Source organism: Planobispora rosea (assembly GCF_014648175.1).
In the GTDB taxonomy this organism is placed as follows: domain Bacteria; phylum Actinomycetota; class Actinomycetes; order Streptosporangiales; family Streptosporangiaceae; genus Planobispora; species Planobispora rosea.
In genome coordinates this window covers 67,178-87,174 of sequence record NZ_BMQP01000013.1, presented here as the reverse complement: position 1 = coordinate 87,174, position 19,997 = coordinate 67,178, and the positions used below count along the sequence as shown (strand labels likewise).

At 71.6% G+C, this 19,997-nt stretch carries 21 protein-coding genes; 9 read left to right on the top strand and 12 right to left on the bottom strand.

The window, feature by feature from the left end:
- The first annotated feature begins 6 nt into the window (after nt 1-6).
- Nucleotides 7-1,188 carry an FAD-dependent oxidoreductase gene (locus tag IEZ08_RS15290; protein WP_068924394.1) on the top strand — a complete coding sequence of 394 codons (1,182 nt, stop codon included), beginning with the start codon at nt 7-9 and terminating at the stop codon, nt 1,186-1,188.
- A gap of 140 nt (nt 1,189-1,328) precedes the next feature.
- Here the strand turns inward: IEZ08_RS15290 and IEZ08_RS15285 are convergent, their stop codons facing one another.
- Both IEZ08_RS15285 and IEZ08_RS15280 read right to left on the bottom strand, forming a co-directional pair.
- Nucleotides 1,329-2,087: a class I SAM-dependent methyltransferase gene (locus tag IEZ08_RS15285; RefSeq protein WP_068924393.1), complete on the bottom strand. Its 759-nt coding sequence runs from the start codon at nt 2,085-2,087 to the stop codon at nt 1,329-1,331.
- 385 nt (nt 2,088-2,472) lie between these two features.
- Complete coding sequence (locus IEZ08_RS15280; protein ID WP_068924392.1) at nt 2,473-3,447, bottom strand: aldo/keto reductase; 975 nt, start codon at nt 3,445-3,447, stop codon at nt 2,473-2,475.
- A 168-nt stretch (nt 3,448-3,615) separates the two neighbouring features.
- On the opposite strand from IEZ08_RS15280, the gene IEZ08_RS15275 reads away from it, so the two are divergent.
- Nucleotides 3,616-5,121 (top strand): MFS transporter, encoded by a 1,506-nt coding sequence (locus IEZ08_RS15275; RefSeq protein WP_068924391.1) that lies wholly within the window; start codon nt 3,616-3,618, stop codon nt 5,119-5,121.
- Nucleotides 5,122-5,166: 45 nt separating this feature from the next.
- Here the strand turns inward: IEZ08_RS15275 and IEZ08_RS15270 are convergent, their stop codons facing one another.
- From IEZ08_RS15270 to IEZ08_RS15260, 3 genes are all read right to left on the bottom strand, one after another.
- Nucleotides 5,167-5,700: a hypothetical protein gene (locus IEZ08_RS15270; protein ID WP_084780327.1), complete on the bottom strand. Its 534-nt coding sequence runs from the start codon at nt 5,698-5,700 to the stop codon at nt 5,167-5,169.
- 50 nt (nt 5,701-5,750) lie between these two features.
- Complete coding sequence (locus IEZ08_RS15265) at nt 5,751-6,641, bottom strand: sulfotransferase domain-containing protein (RefSeq protein WP_068924390.1); 891 nt, start codon at nt 6,639-6,641, stop codon at nt 5,751-5,753.
- 110 nt (nt 6,642-6,751) lie between these two features.
- Nucleotides 6,752-7,393, bottom strand: a complete 642-nt coding sequence (locus IEZ08_RS15260) for a hypothetical protein (RefSeq protein ID WP_068924389.1) — start codon at nt 7,391-7,393, stop codon at nt 6,752-6,754.
- A gap of 253 nt (nt 7,394-7,646) precedes the next feature.
- On the opposite strand from IEZ08_RS15260, the gene IEZ08_RS15255 reads away from it, so the two are divergent.
- From IEZ08_RS15255 to IEZ08_RS15245, 3 genes are read left to right on the top strand one after another with little or no spacing between them, the layout of a single operon-like run.
- Entirely contained in the window at nt 7,647-8,084 is a 438-nt protein-coding gene (locus IEZ08_RS15255; protein ID WP_068924388.1) for a helix-turn-helix domain-containing protein, read from the top strand.
- On the top strand, nt 8,081-8,629 hold the full coding sequence (locus IEZ08_RS15250; protein ID WP_189242355.1) for an alpha/beta fold hydrolase: 549 nt from the start codon (nt 8,081-8,083) through the stop codon (nt 8,627-8,629). Before IEZ08_RS15255 ends, IEZ08_RS15250 begins: the two co-directional genes overlap by 4 nt.
- Nucleotides 8,622-9,026, top strand: coding sequence for a DUF4180 domain-containing protein (locus IEZ08_RS15245; protein ID WP_068924386.1), 405 nt, complete (start codon nt 8,622-8,624; stop codon nt 9,024-9,026). Before IEZ08_RS15250 ends, IEZ08_RS15245 begins: the two co-directional genes overlap by 8 nt.
- A 3-nt stretch (nt 9,027-9,029) precedes the next feature.
- On the opposite strand, the gene IEZ08_RS15240 is transcribed toward IEZ08_RS15245, so the two are convergent.
- The 3 genes from IEZ08_RS15240 to IEZ08_RS15230 are packed head-to-tail and all read right to left on the bottom strand — an operon-like array spanning nt 9,030 to nt 11,328.
- Nucleotides 9,030-9,314: a putative quinol monooxygenase gene (locus tag IEZ08_RS15240; protein ID WP_068924385.1), complete on the bottom strand. Its 285-nt coding sequence runs from the start codon at nt 9,312-9,314 to the stop codon at nt 9,030-9,032.
- Complete coding sequence (locus tag IEZ08_RS15235) at nt 9,311-9,826, bottom strand: STAS domain-containing protein (RefSeq protein ID WP_189242354.1); 516 nt, start codon at nt 9,824-9,826, stop codon at nt 9,311-9,313. Before IEZ08_RS15235 ends, IEZ08_RS15240 begins: the two co-directional genes overlap by 4 nt.
- A gap of 17 nt (nt 9,827-9,843) precedes the next feature.
- Nucleotides 9,844-11,328 carry a PP2C family protein-serine/threonine phosphatase gene (locus IEZ08_RS15230; protein WP_189242353.1) on the bottom strand — a complete coding sequence of 495 codons (1,485 nt, stop codon included), beginning with the start codon at nt 11,326-11,328 and terminating at the stop codon, nt 9,844-9,846.
- 337 nt (nt 11,329-11,665) lie between these two features.
- Between IEZ08_RS15230 and IEZ08_RS15225 the strand changes: the two genes are divergently transcribed.
- Nucleotides 11,666-12,604, top strand: a complete 939-nt coding sequence (locus IEZ08_RS15225) for an MBL fold metallo-hydrolase (RefSeq protein ID WP_189242352.1) — start codon at nt 11,666-11,668, stop codon at nt 12,602-12,604.
- Between the two features lie 6 nt (nt 12,605-12,610).
- On the opposite strand, the gene IEZ08_RS15220 is transcribed toward IEZ08_RS15225, so the two are convergent.
- Nucleotides 12,611-14,542: a S9 family peptidase gene (locus IEZ08_RS15220; RefSeq protein WP_189242351.1), complete on the bottom strand. Its 1,932-nt coding sequence runs from the start codon at nt 14,540-14,542 to the stop codon at nt 12,611-12,613.
- 183 nt (nt 14,543-14,725) lie between these two features.
- Between IEZ08_RS15220 and IEZ08_RS15215 the strand changes: the two genes are divergently transcribed.
- Nucleotides 14,726-15,805 carry a class I SAM-dependent methyltransferase gene (locus tag IEZ08_RS15215; protein ID WP_141704122.1) on the top strand — a complete coding sequence of 360 codons (1,080 nt, stop codon included), beginning with the start codon at nt 14,726-14,728 and terminating at the stop codon, nt 15,803-15,805.
- A 104-nt stretch (nt 15,806-15,909) separates the two neighbouring features.
- Here IEZ08_RS15215 and IEZ08_RS15210 read toward each other — a convergent pair whose 3' ends face one another.
- Both IEZ08_RS15210 and IEZ08_RS15205 read right to left on the bottom strand, forming a co-directional pair.
- On the bottom strand, nt 15,910-16,731 hold the full coding sequence (locus tag IEZ08_RS15210) for a hypothetical protein (protein ID WP_068924379.1): 822 nt from the start codon (nt 16,729-16,731) through the stop codon (nt 15,910-15,912).
- Nucleotides 16,732-16,812: 81 nt separating this feature from the next.
- Complete coding sequence (locus tag IEZ08_RS15205) at nt 16,813-17,592, bottom strand: SDR family NAD(P)-dependent oxidoreductase (protein ID WP_189242350.1); 780 nt, start codon at nt 17,590-17,592, stop codon at nt 16,813-16,815.
- Nucleotides 17,593-17,623: 31 nt separating this feature from the next.
- Here IEZ08_RS15205 and IEZ08_RS15200 point away from each other — a divergent pair, with 31 nt between their 5' ends.
- Nucleotides 17,624-18,232, top strand: a complete 609-nt coding sequence (locus IEZ08_RS15200; protein WP_189242349.1) for a carboxymuconolactone decarboxylase family protein — start codon at nt 17,624-17,626, stop codon at nt 18,230-18,232.
- A gap of 91 nt (nt 18,233-18,323) precedes the next feature.
- Here the strand turns inward: IEZ08_RS15200 and IEZ08_RS15195 are convergent, their stop codons facing one another.
- Nucleotides 18,324-19,154: a helix-turn-helix transcriptional regulator gene (locus IEZ08_RS15195; protein ID WP_068924376.1), complete on the bottom strand. Its 831-nt coding sequence runs from the start codon at nt 19,152-19,154 to the stop codon at nt 18,324-18,326.
- A gap of 113 nt (nt 19,155-19,267) precedes the next feature.
- Here IEZ08_RS15195 and IEZ08_RS15190 point away from each other — a divergent pair, with 113 nt between their 5' ends.
- Complete coding sequence (locus IEZ08_RS15190; RefSeq protein WP_068924375.1) at nt 19,268-19,975, top strand: SDR family oxidoreductase; 708 nt, start codon at nt 19,268-19,270, stop codon at nt 19,973-19,975.
- Nucleotides 19,976-19,997 lie beyond the last annotated feature (22 nt).

Below are 19,997 nucleotides of genomic sequence, written 5' to 3'. Positions count from 1 at the left end.
CATGACATGACTAAAAAAGCTCTGATCATCGGTGGGGGCATCGCCGGTCCGGTAACCGCCATGGCCCTGCGGCGCGCGGGGATCGACAGCGAGGTCTTCGAGGCCTACGACCACGGCTCCGACGGCGTCGGCGTCTTCCTCACCCTCGCGGTCAACGGGCTGGAGGCGCTGCGCGTCCTCGACCTGCACGACCCGGTCCGCGACCTGGGCATGGACTCGCCGCGCATGGAGATGCTCAACGGCCGCGGCAGGCGGCTGGCCTCCCTCCGGCAGCCCGGCCGCACGCTCAGGCGCGCCGACCTCTACCGGGTGCTCCGCGACGAGGCCGTACGGCGCGGCGTGCGGTTCCACTACGGCAAGCGCCTCGACGACGCCTCGATCACCCCGGACGGCGTGCGCGCGGTCTTCGCCGACGGGGACGCCGCCGAGGGCGACCTGCTGATCGGCGCCGACGGGCTGCGCTCGCGCACCCGCACGATCATCGATCCCGCCGCGCCCCGTGCCCGGCACGTCGGCCTGCTCAACACCGGGGGCTTCGCGCGCGGCGTCACGGTCCCGGGCGAGCCGGGCACGTACTACTTCGTCTTCGGCGGGAAGTGCTTCTTCGGATATCTGATCCACCCGGACGGGGAGGTGTGGTGGTTCGCCAACCCGCCCAGCCGCAAGGAGCCGACCCGGGAGGAACTCGCGGCGATCACCCCTGAACGGTGGCGCGCCCGGCTGACGGAGCTGTTCGCCGGCGACACCGGGCCGATGTCCGGCATCATCGCCGCCACCGAGCACATCCCGCCCGGCTGGAACACCTACGACCTCCCGACCGTGCCGAGGTGGTCCAACGAGCGCATGGTGATCGTGGGCGACGCCGCGCACGCCGCCTCGCCCTCCTCGGGGCAGGGCGCCTCCATGGCGATCGAGGACGCGGTGGTGCTGGCCAAGTGCCTGCGCGACGTCCCCGGCACCCGCGACGCGTTCACCGCCTACGAGCGGCTGCGGCGGGACCGGGTGGAGCGGATCGTGGTCCAGGGCAGGCGCAACGGGGACGGCAAGGCTCCCGGTGCCGCCGGAGCCTTCTTCCGTGATCTCATGATGCCGATGTTCATGCGATGGGTGGAGAAGAAGAACGCACTCGGCTGGATGCACGACTACCGGATCTCCTGGGACGAGCGGGTGGCCGGGCCCGCGTCCTGAGCGGTGCCCCGTACCACCGTGTCCTTTTACTCCCTGGGAGTGCCCGCGGCCGGGGTCCCGGACGGAAGGACCGGTTCCGGGATCCCGGCCGCGGGGTCAAGAGGATCTGCCGGCGCCCCTACGGCCGACCGGCCGGTGGGTCACGGCCGCCGGGCCACCAGCAGCAGCCGGGGGCTGCCGAACCGGTACGGCGTGCCGTCGGCGTCGCCGTACAGCTCGGCACCGGTGAACCCGGCCGCGGTGACCAGCCGGACGAGCTCCGCCGTCGTGTAGACGTGCTGCACGGACGTCCCCCGGTGCTCCTGTCCGCCCCGGCGGAAGGTGAAGGAGGTCAGCCAGCGGCTGTTGACGACGTCGTACTCGTTGACCGAGACCGCCTCCACCCCGCCGATCGTCATCGGCGGCTCCTCCATCTCCAGGTTCGGCAGCAGCGACTCGGCCACGAAGGCGTAGTCCAGGACCAGGGAGCCGCCGGGCACGACGATCCCGGCGAGATCGGACAGGAACTCCTGGGTGCCGGTGTGCTCCAGGTAGCCGAAGGCGTTGCCCATGCAGATCGCCGCGTCGGCCCGGACGCCGGCGGGGAGTTCCCGCATGTCGCCCACCCGGAGATCGATGTCGAGCCCTTCCCGGGCGGCGGCGTCACGGGCGTACGCGATGGCCTCGGCCGACACGTCCAGCCCGGTGACCCGGTGGCCCCGCCGGGCGAGTCCGAGGGCGTGCCGCCCGCTGCCGCAGGCCACGTCCAGCACCCGGGACCCGGGCCGGAGCCCGGCGAGGCGGGAGACGAAGGAGACCTCGGCCGCGGTGGCCGCCTCGGGGACGGCCGCCCGCCAGAAGGCGTTGGGCAGCTCGGTGAAGAAGTCCGCGTACCACGCGGACAGAGAGTCGTTCGACACTTGATGTGCTCCAGATCGAGTGCGCGGCGAACCGTCGCCGCGCGGGAAGACAGAAGATCCTCAACGAACCGGGGCACAACGAGCAGGCGCGTTCACACGCCGGAGAGCGGACGCGTTCGCACGCGCCGCGATGGCCGCCGGAACGGCCGCTCCGTCATCCGCCCCGGTGTGACCGGGGGGCAACCATGGCATCGCCTTCTCGTGATCGGCCGGGCACACCGCCCGGCGGAAGCAATCTCCGCCGAGTCTACGACCCGCCGTACGGCCGCCTCAACGGAATAAAACAGAATGAAATGGAATAAGGCCGCCCTGCGCGCGGGGACGGCCGGCCGGGCGGGAAACCGATCGGCCGGCCGTCCCACGCGGGGATCCGGAGCGTGATCCGTCAGTAGACGATCGGGCGGGGGCGGTACGGCTCGGCGAGGAACGCGATCTCCTTCTCGGTCAGGGCCAGGTCCACCGCCGCGACGGCGTCGTCCACGTGCCGGTCCTTGGTCGCCCCCACGATCGGGGCGGTCACGCCCGGCTGGTGGAGCAGCCACGCCAGCGCCACCCGGGCCGCGGGCGTCTCGCGCTCGCGGGCCACCTGCGCGACCCGGTCGAGGATCTGCCGGTTGTTCTCGGCGTCGGTGTAGAGCGCCTCGATGCGCGCGTCGCTGCCGGTGCGGACGGTCGTCTCCTCCGACCCGGCGCGGGCGAGCAGGCCCCGGGCCAGCGGGCTCCACGGGATCAGCCCCACCCCCTGGTCCCGGCAGAGCGGGATCATCTCCCGCTCCTCCTCGCGGTAGAGCAGATTGTAGTGATTCTGCATCGATACGAACTTTGTCCAGCCGTTGCGCTCGGCGGTGTGCTGGGCCTTGGCGAACTGCCAGGCCGCCATGCTGGAGGCGCCCAGATAGCGGGCCTTGCCCGCCTGCACGACCTCGTGCAGCGCGGCCATGGTCTCCTCGATCGGCGTCTCGTCGTCCCATCGGTGGATCTGGTACAGATCCACATAATCGGTGCCCAGGCGGCGCAGCGAGGCGTCGATGCCGGCCATGATGTGCTTGCGCGACAGGCCCCGGTCGTTGACCCCCTTGCCGACCGGGAAGAACACCTTGGTGGCCAGCACGTAGTCCTCCCGGGACGGGAAGATCCGGCTCAGCAGCCGGCCGGTGACCTCCTCGCTGGCCCCGCCGGAATAGACGTCGGCGGTGTCGAAGAACGTCACCCCGGCCTCGGCGGCCCGCCGGACGATCGGCTCGGCCGCGGCCTCGTCCAGTACCCACTCGCCCCACCGGTCCGGACTGCCGTAACTCATCATGCCCAGGCAGACCCGCGAGACCTTCGTTCCCGTCGAGCCCAGACGGACGTACTCCATCGCAAACCCTCCCGATCTTGCTGACCGCCCCAGCCTACGACCGCCGTACGGCCCGGCGACCACCGGCCGTGCGCCGCGCGACGGACGGCCCGCCCGTCGGCCGGGTTACCGGGGTGCCGCCTTCAGCATCTTGATCTCAATTTATGTTGAGGTTTCATCCTTGGTTATATGATCACGTCTTCGAGGACCGCGGCGGCCGGTCGGCGCGAGTGGATCGGCCTGGCCGTGCTCACCCTGCCGGCCCTGCTCGCCTCCCTGGAACTGACCGTCACGAACCTGGCCCTGCCCGCCATCGGCCGCGACCTGGGAGCCGGGGGCACCCAGCTGTTGTGGATCGTGGACGTGTACGCCTTCCTGCTGGCCGGCTCGCTGATCACGATGGGAGCCTGGGGTGATCGGATCGGCCGGCGGCGGTTGCTGCTCATCGGGGCGGCGACGTACGGGATCGTCTCCGCGCTGGCGGCGTATGCCCCGGATCCGGGCAGCTTGATCGCCGCCCGCGCGCTGATGGGAGTCGCGGGGGCGACGCTCATGCCCTCCGTCCTGTCGCTGGTGACCTCGATGTTCACCGATCCGCGGCAGCGGGCGGTCGCGATCGGCGTCATCGTGGCCAGTGTGTCGGGCGGTACGGCGATCGGCCCGCTGGTGGGCGGGTGGCTGCTGGAGCGTTTCTGGTGGGGGGCGGCGTTCCTGCTCGCCGTACCCGTGATGGCGGTTCTGCTGGTGCTGGGACCTCTGCTGCTTCCTGAGCACCGTGACCCGCAGCCCGGGCGGCTGGACGTGCTCAGCGCGTTGTTGTCGCTGGGGGCGGTGCTCCCCGTCGTGTACGGGCTCAAGCAGATCGCGGCCGACGGCCCGGCGCCGCTGCCGTCGGCCGCGGTGCTGGCGGGCGGCCTGGTGGCGCTGGTGTTCGTGGCCAGGCAGCGCACGCTGGCCGATCCCCTCGTCGACCTGCGGCTGTTCTCCGACCGGGTGTTCAGTACGGCGGCGGCCACGCTGGCACTGGGCATCTTCGTCCTGTGGGGGTCCAACTACGCCATCGCCCAGTATCTGCAGCTGGTCCAAGGACTGTCGCCGTTGGAGGCGGGCCTGTGGACGGCTCCGTCGGCCGTGGGCGTCATCGCCGGCTCGACGCTGGCCCCGAGGCTCACGCGCGTGGCGCGTCCACCGATGATCATTGCAGCCGGGCTCGCCGTCTCCGCCGCCGGATATGTGGTGCTCACCCAGACCGGCGGGCTGGCGGTGCTCGTCACCGGTGCCGTGGTGGTCTCGGCCGGGCTCGGGCCGATGATGGCGCTGGCCACCGATCTGGTCGTCGGCTCGGCTCCCGCGCACCGGGCCGGCGCCGCCGCGGCGATCTCCTCGACGGCTCCCCAGCTCGGTGGCGCGCTCGGCATCGCCGTGATCGGAAGCATCATCACCGCGGCCTACCGCTGGCAGACCTCCTCGACGGGCGTCCCCGAAGCCGCGCGTGACAATCTCGCCGCGGCCGTCGCCGTGGCGGAGGATCTTCCCTCGCGATCGGCGGAGCAGCTTCTCGGGGTGGCCCGTGCCGCCTTCGTGCACGGATTCCACATCGCCGCGGGGGTCGGCGCCGTGCTGATGGCCGCCGTCGCCGCGCTGGTCGTGCTCCTGCTGCGCGGGCCTGGCCGTACCCCCGGCCGGGGCGGCTGACCGGGGGGCGGGACAGCGAGGGCGGGGGCGGGGCCCGCGGGAGCGCTAGTTGGCGCAGTCCTGCCGGTTGAGGGCCAGGCCCAGCTGGTAGATCTTGCCGTTCCTCAGCAGGAAGATGTAGTGGGCCTTCGGATTGCCCGGGACGGAGGCGTAGGGATACCCGCTCGCGGACTCCTTCAGGCGGGGGTAGGCCTTCTTCAGCTGCTTGGCGGTGGAGCCGAGCTTGATGCCCTGGGGGGTCGCGACGCCTCTGGGGGCGAAGATCACGGCCACGCCGACCCGCCTGGAGATGAGCAGGCCCTGGCCCGTCGGGTGGGCCTTCAGGGCCCAGGCCGAGCACGGCCCCGAGCTGTCCGTACGGGTGATCTTCCCGGTGGCCCTGGCCTGCTTGGCGCTCATCCCGAGCTTCACACCGCCGTACCCGAACGGGCCCAGCGTGCTCTTCGCGTGGGCGGCGCGCGTGGCGGACCCGGTGGTCTCGGCGGTGGCGGCGGGGACGGCCCCGGCCAGGAGCACGCCTCCGGCCAGCGCCGCCACCAGTGCCGAACGGTTCAGCCGCCGGGCGGTCAGGCTCTTCATTTCATTTCCTCATTTCAGATGGAATATCGGGTTGCAGGGGAAATGGAAGATCAGCGGTGCAGCCACTCCAGCAGTTCCGGCGGGGCCAGCCGGCGCGTCCGCTCGTGGTAGCGGGCCAGCTCGTCGCCGGTGAGCAGCTCGCGGCCCGAGCCGGACGTGCCCCGGCGGAAGAACGCGGAGGTGTCCTTCAGCACGCCGGCGGTGTTCGGTGCGAGCCGGTCGGCGCGGGACCTCATGCTGTCGAAGGTGGCGGCCTCCACCAGCGCCGGCCACACCTCCTCCGGCACGTCGACATCCAGTGACCGGGCAAGCCCGCGCATCTCGCCCTCCAGGTCGGCCAGCAGGTCGTCGTAGTGGACCAGGAGGACGTTCGGCTGCCGGAGGCGCCGCTCCCAGGCGTCCGACAGGTGCCACATCACCCCGGGCAGGGAGTCCATCTCCTCGGCGGGGGAGACGTCCTTGCCGATCCACCGGAGCAGCCACTCGCGCAGGGACGGCTTCGGCGCCGGCGGTCCGGCGGGCTCCGGCTGGTCCGTGAGCGCGCGGAGCCGCTCTCCGTCGATGTTGTCGCCCTGGTGGTAGAGCGAGACGGCCATGTCGAGGGGGTGGCGTGCCACCACGATGTAGGTGGCGCGTTCGTCGACCGGAACCCCGTCGAGCGGCGTGTGCGTCTTGACGAACCGCCGGTGCCGCTGGGCCGCGAGCCGCGCGTACACCTCCTCCTCCGGGGTGACCAGGTGGTCCAGCCAGGGGGACATCGCCGACAGCGGCTCCGGAAGGTCGGGGGTCTGGAAGACCAGCAGGGCGCAGATCATCTGCATCCACGTCGTGCCGCTCTTCGAGCGCGTGCTGATGACGATGTCGCCCTGCCGGAAGGGGAACCGGTCCCACCGGCCGCTGTCCTCGTCCTCGGACCTGTACCTGACGGGGGGCGTGGACATGGGCTTTCTCCTGTCTGTCGATCAGTGGACGCCGGCCCGGCCGCGACGGTCCGCGAGCCGTCGAGACCGGGCGTGCGGAGCTTCCCGCGGAGCTGCGGGGGCGCCAGAGGCTACCGTGCGCCCGGGCGGTCGCGCGTCCCGATATCGCGCGGGCTCGGAGGTCGGCTCCAGGTGGCGTTCTTCAGCACGCTCGGCAGCTGCCGGGTGCTCCACACGTCCACCACCAGGATCTTCGACGTGGGCAGGAACCACTCCCGCTGGGTGAAGCTCGCCGTGTGCCGTCCGCCGTTGTGCGTCACGCATGTGGTGGGCCAGGCGGTGTGCGTCGCCCGGTGCCCCCGCCCGACCGCGCGCAGACCCGTCGAGGCGGCCTTCTCGCCGGGCGACCAGGCGGTCTTGGAGCTGAAGGGGCAGGTCGTCAGGCCGCTGAAGGGGTAGAACTGCTGCTTGCCCGTGTAGGTGAAGGAACCGCCCCCGACCGGGACCTTGGTGAACGCCTTCGGACCGAAGATCCAGAATCCCCGGCAATCCGGGGCGAAGGGGGCCGGTGTCGCGCACTTACCGGTCGCCACCACGATCCGGTCCCCGTCACGGTGCACCTTCCAGCCAGAGGGGAGTTTCAGGTTCATGCCCCGGAAGGAGAAGGCCGTGGCGTTCGACGCCGAGGCGGGTGAGGCCCATGCGGACGGTGCCGGGGCGGCCAGTGCGGTGGCCGCCGCCAGCGCTGCGAGGATGGAGGATCGCTTGCCCATGCGGGGGAAGCTACGGGATCCGGCTTGTCGATCGCTTGATCATTACTTGTAAGGGACTGCCGGTGCTCCCGGTGTCCCTGCTCTCCCGGTGTGCCCGCTCTCCCGGAGTTCGCCGCGTCTCCGGGCACGCCTCCGCCGGACCCTGCGACGCGGTCTCCTCCTCACGAAAACTCCCTATGATTCCCTAACCTCCCCCATGAAGGGGGATGATGGGGTACGTTAGGGAATGCATCGACACTCCGGAGAGGGGATCGTGTCCCAGCAGCCGTACTCGGTCGAGCAGGTGGCCAACCTGCTGGGCCTGCACGTCAAGACGGTACGCGGTTATGTGCGCGACGGGAGGCTGAAAGCCGTCCGCATCGGCAAGCAGTACAGGATCGCGCGCGAGGATCTGGAGGCGTTCACCGGGCATCCGGTGGAGCCGCCCGTCGCCGAGACGGTACGGCGCAGCCGGCACGTTGAGATGTCCGGCATCGTGCAGATCGACGCGATCGGCCGCGAGGAGATGACCCGGCTGAGCAACACGCTCCTGGCCGCCGTCTCGGTCCGGCCGTACGGGGATGGAAACCTCCGTGTCGAGACGGTCTACGACGAGGGGAGAGCCAGTATGAAGATCATCATCCTGGGGGGCCTGGGCGACGCCGCGGAACTGATCAAGATCATCAATGCGCTCGTGAGGGAGCACCCATGACCGGCGTCCGCACCCCGGCCGGGGCCGGGGACGTCCGCTACACGTCCGCGGACGGCGCCCGCATCGTCGAGCGACGCTACCGCGAGCTGCTGGAGCGGTGGCCGGTGCCCGGCGTCGAGCGCGCGTCGTTCGTGGGGGTGCCGCTCGGCGGATGGCTGGCGGTGGACTACGCCACCCGGCGCCCCGGGAGAGCGGACCGCCGGGCGATGCACCTCGTCCTGGACCCCGCCGCCTCCGGCACGACGCCGGAGGCCGTGGCCCGCGACGAGTACATGATGCTCATCCACGCGCATTTCCGGCCCCGCCGCGAGAAGCTCCCCGTCTTCGGTGACGACGTCCTGCGGCGGCTGACCATGCCGGTGCTGGCGATCGCCGGCGGGCGGGATGCCATCATCGACTCCGCCGAGACCCGGCGCCGGCTGGAGGAGACCGTACCCCACGCCGAGGTCCGGTTCCTGCCCGAGGCCGGGCACCTGCTGCCGGAGCGGACCGAGGAGATCACCGCTTTCCTGAACGCGGCGAAGGGAGCCCCGCGCCATGCCTGACGTGCTTCGGAGCATCGGCGGCGCCACGGTCCTGGTGTGCGGGCCGGACGGCCCGAAGGTGCACGGGGAGCGCGACGCCGTGGACCTCATCGGTGAGGCCTGGTACGGCGGCGCCGACTGGGTCGCGATCCCCGCCGGCCGGCTGAACGCCGACTTCTTCCGGCTGCGCACCCGCGTCGCCGGTGAGATCGTCCAGAAGTTCGTGACGTACGGCGTGGGCCTGGCGATCCTCGGGGACGTCTCCCCGCACACGGCCGTCAGCACCGCCCTGCGGGACTTCGTCCGTGAGTGCGACCGGGGCACCCAGACCTGGTTCGTGCCGGACATCGACGATCTCCGTGACCGGTTGGAGCGCCTCCCTCCCCGGCCCGGCCGGAAAACGGCCGGACCGAGATGACCGTCATGCCGGACCGGCTCCGGATATCCGGTAGCGGAGCACTTCGGCGCTGCGGATCATCGCCGTCTGTCCCTCCTCCGGCCCGGAACTCCGGAAGGCGGCGAGTGCCTCCTCGGACTCCCACCGCTCGTAGACGTTGATCCGCCCGGCGTCGACCAGGTCGGCGCCGAGCGCGAAGTCGAGGCAGCCGGCGAAGGCCCGTGCCTGCTCGACCACACCGGCGCAGCTCTTCAGGTAGGTCTCACGGGCGTCCGGATCGACGGTGATCCACCCAGAAACAATGATCATTCCGTCATCGTAGGATCCGTCACCGACAGAAACGGAGCCGCCGCGTCCGCGGTCGTCACGCCTGAGGGTGTCACGTTCGAGGGCGTCGTGTCCGAGGGCGTCGTGTCCGCGGTGGTCGTGCCCGTGGTCGTGCCCGTCAGGCCGGAGGACGGTGCCGTCAGGCCGGAGGACGGTGCCGTCAGGGCGGCCTCGACCGTGGGGAACACCGGGATCCGGGAGACCACGCCGGTGATCCACAGTACGCGGGTGGTGCCCTGCTCCACCGCCACCAGCGACAGCCGGCCGCCCTCCTCCTCGGCCCGTTTCCAGCAGGAGACGAGCAGGCCCGTCGCACGGGAGTCGAGGAAGTCGGTCTCAAGGAGGTTCACGACGAGGTCCGGGCCGAACCGGGCGAACGCCTGGTCGAAGAACTCCATGGCGAGCTGGTACGTCGTGTAGTCGAGCGTTCCCTTCACGGTCAGCACCCCGGCCTTCCCCGCGTCGGTGGAGGCGAACTGAAGGGCGGTGGTCAAGATGTGAGGTTCGGACATCATGCCGCTTCCGGGATGTTCAATGTGAGGTGGGCGATCAGGATGCACGTGTCGTCGCTGGTGTTGCTCGGCGCCAGGGCGTTCATCACCGCGGCCAGCCGGTCGGCGGGCGCCGTCCGCAGGACGGCGGTGATGGTGGCGCTGAGAGCGTCCAGGCCTTCGAACAGATCGCGGCCGGGGCGTTCGATCAGGCCGTCGGTGAACATCACGAGCAGGTCGTCGGGTTCGAGCTGGATGCTCGCGGCGGCGTAGTCGACGTCGTCGAAGACGCCGAGCAGCACGCCGGGCTGGAGCAGCCGCTGCACCATGCCGTCCCTGACCAGGAGCATGGGCGGGTGACCGGCGTGGGTGAACGTCAGCCTGCGGTCCTCCGGCCGGAACCGGGCGACGACGGCGGTGGCCAGCACGTCGGGACGCATGCGGCGGAGCAGCCGGTTGAGCGTCACGAGGATCTGCTCGGGGGCCTGGTCCGCGAAGGCCAGGCCGGTGATCGCGTGGCGGAGCTTGGCCATGGCCGAGGCGGCGGCCAGGCCGCTCCCGGCGACGTCGCCGACGGCGAGCAGCGTCTCGTCGGTGTCCAGCCCGATCGCCTGGTACCAGTCGCCGCCGAGCGGGGCGGTCGCCGCGGCGTCGTAGCGGACGGCCACCCGCAGGCCCGGCAGGGTGAGGAACTCCTCCTGCACCGGCAGGACGATGTGCTGCAGTTCCGCGGTGAGGCGTGACTCCTCCGCCAGCCGCTGCTCGGCGGCGGCGAGCTGGTCGGCGGTGCGCCGCCAGTCCGTGATGTCCTGGATCACGCCGTGGATCTCCACGGGCCGGCCGGTCCCGTCCCGGCTGACCTCGGCCATGTTGCGCAGGAGGCGGTACTCGTCACCGACCCGGATCCGGAGCTCGTACTCGTACGGGACCTCGGTGGTGGCCAGGTCCTCCAGCGCGCGGTCGACGACCGGCAGGTCGTCGGGGTGGACGATCTCGCGGTACTGCTTCAGGCCGAGCGGCCCGCCGGCCGGATCCCGGTCGTGGATGCGGTACAGCTGCTCGGACCACTCGATGTCGCCGGTGATGAGGTTCCACCGGCCCCAGCCGAGGTTGCCCAGGCGCTCGGTGTGGGCCAGCCGGGTGGCCAGCCGGTCGCCGTCGTCGTCGCGGGTCCAGGTGACGAGCAGCCCGCCGAGGGCCTTGACCACCCTGACCGAGTAGACGGAGCGGTGGGGGACCCCCTGGGTGACCTCCGTGTGCAGATAACGGGTGAACTCCCCCGACTCGCCGGTCTCCATGACCCGCATGTAGAGCGCGGGAAGGGGGCCGACGGCGACGGAGGGGTAGGAGCCGAACGTCCGGGTGCCGATCATCTGCCTGCCGACCCTGCCGTGGACGTCCTGGGCACAGGGGCTGGCCGCCCGTATCTCGAAGTCGAGGATCTCGCCGTCGTGCCCGCGGATCGGCACCGACCAGGCCGCCTGGGCCGGGATGCCGTCCAGCACGGACTGGATCGTCGCCGCGACACCGGCCCCCGGCTCGGGCGGTCCGGTGGAGCCGTCTGACGGTGGGGTTATCACGGTTGGCCCGGAAATACGATCACCCTTATCTGTGCGTCCGCTGGCCCTCGTACGGAGCCTGCCGGCGAAGCGGGCGCATCAAGGGATTCCATCCAGTCTCTCATGACATCGCCGTGCTGGTGTGGATGGATTCCTTCGGATTCACCGTTCCTGTCCGCCATCGGGCTGATCGGAGATCCGATATGGGAAAGAGATTAGGCATTTAATGGAAAGTTTTATAACCATGGTGGTCTGCCCCGCCTCAAGGATGAGAATGCCGGGTATGAGCTCATCGCGGCACGACCACGCCCTGCCTCCGGTCCGCGTGGAAGAGGTCTCCGACGGCGTCTACGCCTACATCCAGCCCGACGGGAGCTGGTGGATCAACAACACCGGCTTCCTCGCCGGGCGGCGCGGTGTGATCAGCATCGACTCCTGCGCCACCGAGCGGCGCACCACGGCCTACCGCGAGGCGATCAGGGCGGTCACCGACCGGCCGGTCACCACGCTGGTCAACACCCATCACCACGGTGACCACACCTTCGGGAACTTCGCGTTCCCCGAGGCGACCATCGTCGGCCACGAGCAGACCCGGGAGCGGGTCATCGAGGAGGGGATCTCGGAATACCTCGACGTGGCCTGGACCCCCGTCGAATGGGGGGACCTCAGGACCGACCCGCCTTTCCTCACCTACACCGACGGGGTCACCCTCTACTCCGACGACCTGCGCTGCGAGGTCCGGCACGTGGGCGTCGCCGCGCACACCACCAACGACTCGATCGTGTGGATCCCGGAGCGGAGAGTGCTGTTCTCCGGAGACCTGGTCTTCAACGAGAGCACGCCGTTCGTCCTGATGGGCTCGGTCGTGGGCGCGCTGAGGGTGCTCGACGACCTTGAGGCCCTGGGCGCCCGGACGATCGTGCCGGGGCACGGCGGGGTCTGCGGGCCGGGCGCCCTCGGCCAGGTGCGGGGATATCTGCGGTTCGTGCTGGACACCGCCGAACGCGGCCGCAAGGCCGGTCTCTCGCCGCTGGAGACGGCGCGCGAGACCGACCTGGGGGAGTACGGCGGGATGCGCGACTCCGAGCGCATCGTCGGCAACCTGCACCGTGCCTACGCCGATCTCGACGGCCTGCCTGCGGGAGCGCCGATCGACGTGGTGACCGCGATCCTGGAGATGATCGACTTCAACGGGGGCAGACCGCTGACCTGCCTGGCGTGACGCCCCTCAGGGGGCGAGGTGGCGCGACCACCATTCCAGGACGGCCTCGAAGCGCTGGAGCCGGTGGCGGGGCCGCCCGCTCCGGGTGAGCTCGTGCCCCTCGCCGGGGAACAGCAGGAACTCGGCCGGGACACCGTTCCTGCGCAGGGCCACGAACATCCGCTGGGCCTGCTCGACCGGGCAGCGCCAGTCCTCCTCCGAGTGGACCACGGCGAACGGCAGGGTGATCCGGTCGGCGTGGTAGAGCGGGCTCATCGCGCGCTGGGTCTCGGCGTCGGGGCCGCAGTAGGCCTCGGCGAAGTACCAGCCGATGTCGGACGAACCGGTGAAGGAGTCCCAGGCGTTGACCGCGCGCTCGCTCCAGGCGGCCTTGAAGCGCGCCCCGCGGTGGGCGGCCAGCCAGCTGGTCATGAAGCCGCCGTAGGAGCCGCCCATCACGCCCACCCGCTCGGGGTCGCACTCGGGCTCGGCCAGCGCCGCGTCCAGCAGCGCGAGCACGTCGTCGGCGTCCACGGTGCCGAACGCGCCGATCACGGCGCGGCCGTGGGACTGGCCGTACCCGGCGGAGCCGCGCGGGTTGGGCAGGACCACCGCGTATCCGGCGGCGGCGTAGACCTGGGTCTCGTCGAGGAAACCCCAGCCGTGCTGGTGGAACGGGCCGCCGTGGACGTTCAGCAGGACCGGGTGCGGGCCCTGGCCCTCGGGTACGGCCAGCCAGCCGTGCACCGGGTAGCCGTCCGGGGCGACGGCGGTGATCTCCCGGAGCGGGCGGGTGCCGGGCAGCGGCCCGCAGAAGTCGGCGATCACCCTTCCGCCGGGAACGGCGTGTCCGGGATCGTCCGGCCCGGATCCGGTCTCGACGATCTGGCCGGGATGCTCGGGGGAGGAGACCACCGCGACGGTGCGCCCGCCGTACGACGCGAACGCCTTCACGCTCGCCCGCTCGCCCAGCACCACCGGCAGCTTCTCCAGCGGCGTCCCGGCTGAGCCGTGGGGCACCAGGCGCAGCTCCACCGCGCCGCGCACGCGCACCGCGACCAGCGTGCCGTCCTCGACCGGTACGGGCGGCAGCGCCTCGCAGTCGACCGACTCCTCCTCGGTCAGCCGGGTCCCGGCCGCGGGATCGGCGTCGGTCCGCAGGGGAGCGCGGTAGAGCCCGGTGTTGCGGGCCACCGCGTGGATCCCGGTGAACTCCGTGCCGAGGTAGAGCACGTGCCCGTCGGGGAGCACCGCCGGCAGGGCCGCGGAGCCCTCGCCGCGGACCACCGGGACCGGCTCGCCGCCGCCCGCCGGGACCGCGTAGAGATCGGTGTGCAGGCTCTCCGGGTCGAGGTCGCGCGGGGCCGAGACCAGCACGTGCTCGCCGTACCAGCACGGGGCCTCGACATCGCAGCGGCCGTCGGTCAGCGCCACCGGCAGGGGGATGTCCGCCAGCGCGTTCACGACGTACAGCACCTGGGGGCGGTCCAGCACGAAGCCGACGCCGTCGCCCCGGTAGCGGAAACCGGTGATCCGGCGCGGGGCCTCGGCCGCGGCGCCCACGCCCTCCTCGGTGCCGTAGCGGCCGGGCTCGGGAGCGCGCGCGACGAAGGCGATCCGCCGCGAGTCGGGGGCCCAGACCGGCGCGCCCGCGCCGAGCGGCAGGTCGGTGACCGGACGCGGCTCGCCGCCGCCGGTCGGCATCACGTGCAGCTGGGGCTTGCCGCCCCCGCTCGCCCGGAGGAAGGCCACCCAGGCGCCGTCGGGGGAGATCCGCGGTGCGGTGTCGTGGTCGCCGTGGGTGAAGCGGACGGGCGGGCCGTCCTGCGGGATCCGCCACAGGCTCCCGCGGTAGGCGTCGGCCTCCAGGTCGGGATGGGCGACGTCGGCCAGGAGGAGATCGTCGTGGAGGTCGAGGGCGCCGGGGACGCGGAGCATGGCGAGATCTTCTGGACGCATGCCCCGGGAGGCTACCACCGCAGGGCAGGAGGCATACGCGATCTTGAGTCTCCTGTGGGGAACGGTATGCCGGGTCCTGAGGCTGTCCAGAACGGGTGCCGGGTACCGCTTGAGTGATCGATGAAGTCATGACACGTTGGGATAAAGCCGGTGAATGGACACCAAGTGGTCTCCGCGAAACAGATGATCTCTCGCGTCGTGTACGGCTCCCGCTACGACAAGGTCCCCTGGGAGCAACGGATCTACGTCCGCCCGGGCGAGCGGATCGCCCGGGAGATCCAGTGGCGGATGCGGCTCCGCCGCGCGCCGGTGATCACGCTGGAGGATTACCGCAAACGGACGGACCTCGGGGAGATCGAGGAGTTCGTCACCTGCCACATGTGCGGCGACACGCGCCAGCAGCCGCTGTTCGAGCCCACCGGCGGCAAGGGGAAGAAGTGGACCTACCGGGTGGTGCGCTGCCCGGCGTGCGGCTTCCTCTACCGCAACCCCAACATCCGGCCCGAGCGCCTGGGCGACCTGTACTCCAACAACTACAGCGGCTTCCTCACCGGGAACTACGCCGCCGGCCGCCAGCGCCGCTACCGGCTGACCATGGACGCCTTCAGCCCCGTGTTCGACAGCGGCTACGACGGGGAGAGGCAGCGGCGGCTGCTGGACTTCGGGTGCGGAGCCGGGCTCTTCCTGGAGCTGGCCGAGCAGCGCGGGTTCGACGCGCTCGGCATCGACCTGTCGCCCGACTCGGTGGCCGAGGCCAACCGGCGGCTCACCCGGGCCAAGGCCTACCACGGCACTCCGGCGGAGGTCCCGGAGATCGCCGAGGGCGGCTTCGACGTGATCACCCTCTGGTCGGTCCTGGCCCACCTGCCCCGGCCGATCCAGGACTTCCGCCAGTTCCGCAGCCTGCTCGCGCCCGGGGGGGTGCTGCTGATCCTCACCGTCAACGCCGCGTCCCTGCAGCTCAAGACGGTCGGCAGCAAGTGGAACGGGTTCACCAAGAACCACCTGATGTTCTACTCGGCGGAGACCATGCCCGCGCTGCTGCGCCGTACCGGATTCGCCGGGGTGGCCTTCGCGCCCTTCTACGGAGACACCATCGAGGCGGGCACCACCAAGCTGTCCGAGCCGCTGCGGCGGCGCCTGCGGCAGAGCGTCAGGGCCGGCAACGGCGGCAACATGCTGCGCGCGCTGGCCTTCGCCGACGACGAGGCGATCGAGCGGTGGGGCGCGGGCCTGGAGGTCCGCCGCCTGCACGAGTCCTAGATGAGCGGCCGTCGCGGCGCGCCGTACGGCGCGCCGCGACCCGTCTCCCCGGCGCGGCGGGAGGACCGGGAGGACCGGGAGGACCCGGGAGGACCCGGGAGGACTCAGCGGTGCCTGGGCACCGTCACGGGCGCGCTGAACGGGAGCACGAAAAGCGGTCCCGTCACCACGGCGCGCTCGCTGCCCGGGCCGAAGGGGAGATCGGCGATCTGCCGGCAGGTGCCGCGGTCCTCGATCCCGTAGACGGCGTTGCGGCCGTCACGCCCGGAGTTGAAGCGGCCGATGAGCGAGATGCGGTCCCGCACCCGTCCCTTCTCGTCGACGAAGAAGCCGTGGATCGGCGCCGTGGCGGAGAAGCCGTCCTCGGTCAGGACTTCCTGCACCAGATCGGAGATCAGGAAGCGCAGCGTCCTGCCCTCGGCGTCGGCGACGGTTCCTTCGAGCACGCCGACGAACGGGGTGAAGATGCCCGGCGAGCCGGTGGCGAAGCCCTCGGTGTACGGCAGCGGCCGCCTGGCGAACTGCGAGATCCGCCACGTGCGTTCGAAGGTGCCGGTCTTGATCGTGTACGTGCCGTTCTCGCACTCGAAGGGGCGCAGCGTGCGCCCGGTGAGGTCGATCGTCTGCCGCTCGATCGGGTTGCCGCCGGACGGGTCGCCGAACCTCTCCTCGTCGATGCGCACGCCGACGGCGCGCGGTGACAGCTTCAGCACGAAGCCGGGGCCGATCGCCGTGACCCGGAACCGGTTCTCTCTGATCTTCAACCCGGGGGCGCCGGGCTGTGCGTGATCACCGGGTTGCGCGTGGGCGGCGGGCCGTGCTTGAGCGGCGGGCTGCGCGTGGGCGGCGCTCACGGGCAGGAGGCCGGCGGCCAGCGCCGCGAGGACGGTGACGGCGCTCCGTGTGACGGGGGTGTCGGGGCTCATGGGCTCTCCCTCGCAGTCGCGGCGATCATGGCATCGTACGGCGGGACCCGGCGTGCGTCGATCATGCGGGCCGGACGGGGTTCACAGGAGGGTGAGCCCTCCGTCCACGGCGAGGACCTGGCCGGTGACGTAGCTCGCCTCCGCCGAGAGCAGGAAGGTCACGACGCTCGCCACCTCCCAGGCGGTGCCCTGGCGGCCCATCGGGACCATCACCCGGTCGCGGTGCTCCCAGAGCTTGGCCGCGTCCCGGCCGAGCGGGGTGTCGATCAGGCCGGGCGCGACCAGGTTGGCCCGGATCCCCAGGCCCGCGCCCTCCAGGGCGACGTGCCTGGCCAGACCGATCAGGCCGGCCTTGGAGGCGTCGTAGGACGGGATCAGGCTGCCCGGCCGGAGCCCGGCCACCGATCCGATGAAGACGATCGACGCGCCGGTGCCCAGCAGCGGCAGCGCGCCCCTGCAGACCAGGAAGTGGCCGCGCAGGTTGACCGAGAACACCCGGTCCCAGTCGTCGGCGCCGGTCCCGGCCAGGGCCAGCCCGGCGCCGATCGCGGCGTTGAGCACGATGCCGTCCAGCCCGCCCCCCGCCTGTCCGGCCCCCGCCTGTCCGGCCAGCGCCTCGCAGGCGGCGGCGTCGGCGAGGTCCACGGTGAGCACCTCGGCCCGCCCGCCCTCGCGGGTGATCCACGCGGCGGTCTCCGCCGCCGACTTCTCGTCCACGTCGGCGCAGACGACCGCGGCGCCCTGGCGCGCGGCCTCGACCGCGATCGCGCGTCCGTTGCCGACCGGCGGGTCGGGGTCGGACGACGGACGGGTGCCCGCTCCCACGACGAGCACACGTTTGCCTACCAAGCGATCGTTCACACAGGTGATCGTAGTAAGTAATCTCTGATCCGTGAATCCCAGAGTCGAGCCGCTCCCGCCCGGGGAGTGGGACCCGTTCCTCACCAGGGTGGTCGAGGGCACCGGTCCCTACCACGTCTTCACCACCCTCGCCCGCCACCCGGCCCTGTTCCAGGCCTGGATCGGTTTCGGCGCCGCCCTGCTGTACGGCATGCTCCCCGCCCGGGACCGGGAGCTGGCCGTCCTGCGCACCGCGCACCACCGGGGCAGCGCCTACGAGTGGGCCCAGCACGTACGGCTGGCGCGCGAGGCGGGGCTGACCGACGCGGAGATCGAGGCCGTCCGCGGGACCGGGACGGTGGGAGCGGAGGTCGGGGACGGGACGGTGGGAGCGGAGGTCGGGGACGGGACGGCTGTGCCGGAGGTCCGGGAGACCGGGGGCGGGCACCGGTGGGACCCCGCCGACCGCCTCGTCCTCGACGTCGCCGACGAGCTCCACGCGCGCGGCGATCTCACCGACGCCACCTGGCGGGCGCTGTGCGACCGCTACGACGAACCCGGCCGGATCGAGATCGTCATGCTCGTCGCCCACTACGACATGCTCGCCGTCGTCCTGAACACCCTGCGCGTGCCCGTTGAGGGACCCGGCCTGATCCCGTGACTCCCACCCGTGTCCGGTACGGCACGGCGCATCTGGCATAGCGCTATATATCAGGCGCGGTGTGTTCGGGCGCGGGGCGCCTCCGGTGCGCTCAGCGCGGGGTGTCCTGGAGCATGCTGAGCATGCGCAGCGCGTCGTGGGACGGGGAGCCCGGGGCGGTGGTGTAGAGGATCACGCGCTGGTCCCGGTCCGGGACGTGCAGCACCTGGCACCACACCTCGATCACGCCGATCAGCGGATGGTGCATCTGCTTGCGCTGGTCGCGCTGGACCTCCACCTCGTGCGCCGCCCACATCTCCCCGAACTCCGGACTGACGGCCAGCATCTCCGCCACCAGCTCACCGATCGACGGGTCGCCGGGATGGCGCGCGGCGGCGGCGCGCAGATCGGCGACCGCGGCCCGGGCGAACAGGCCCCGCCCCGGCTCGCAGATCCCCATGCGCAGATCGGAGGAGCCGAAGACCTGGCGGATCACGTTGCGCTCCTGCGGCGCGGCGTCGTCCAGATCGTGCAGCACGCCCGCCAGCCGGTTCCACGCGAGGACGTCGTACTTGGCGTCGATCACGTAGGCGGGCGTGTCCTCCAGCGACGCCAGCATGTACAGCACACCCTCCGGCACCTCCCCGGACGGCCCGCCGCCGGAGGCCGGGGCCTCCCCGGCCAGGTGGAACAGGTGCGCGCGCTCGTCGCCGGTCAGCATCAGCGCGCGGGCCAGCGCGCTCAGCACCTGGCGGGACGGGCGCGGCCCCCGGGCCTGCTCCAGCCGGATGTAGTAGTCGATCGACATCCCCGCGAGCTGGGCCACCTCCTGGCGGCGCAGGCCGGGGGTGCGCCGGCGCCCGCCCTCGGGCAGCCCGGCCTCGCGCGGGGTCAGGCGGGCGCGGCGGTTGCGCAGGAATTCGGCGAGCTCGCTGCGGTTCATGCCTCCAGCATGGCCGATATCCGGCCGGGCACGCCGCTTGGAGGGTGGTACCCCCGATCCCAGCCTCCGCGGATCTCTCCCGCCCAGCCGGGGGTCCCGGCACGGTGAGACGCATGATCGCTCTCATCACGGGTGCCAACAAGGGCATCGGATACCAGACCGCCAGGCTGCTCACCGAGCAGGACGTCACCGTCCTGGTCGGGGCGAGGGACGCCGGGCGCGGGCAGCGGGCCGCCGACGAACTGGGGGCCCGGTTCCTCCAACTCGACGTGACCTCCGCCGAGTCCGTCGCCTCCGCCGCCAAGTGGATCGAGGAGGAGTACGGCATGCTCGACGTCCTCGTCAACAACGCCGGGGTCATGGTCCCGCAGGACGACCCGGCGGCCCCCAGCTCGACCCCGGTGGAGGCGCTGCGCGCCACCTACGAGACCAACGTCTTCGGCGTGGTCGCCGTCACCAACGCGATGCTGCCGCTGCTGCGCCGGGCGCCGGCGGCCCGGATCGTCAACGTCTCCAGCGGGCTGGCCTCCCTGACCCGCCTGACCGACCCGCAGGACGAGTTCTGGGCCAGCAACTACCTGGCCTACAACTCCTCCAAGGCGGCGCTGAACATGATCACCGTGTCCTACGCCAAGGAACTGGCCGGCACCCCCATCAAGGTCAACGCCGCCGACCCCGGCTACTGCGCGACCGACATCAACGGCCACAGCGGCCCCCGCACCGCCGAGCAGGGCGCGGCGGTCGCCGTACGGCTGGCGCTGCTGGACGCGGACGGCCCGACGGGAGCCCACCTGGGGGACGACGGCCCCGTCCCGTGGTGATTTAGCTCTCTCCCAGATTAGA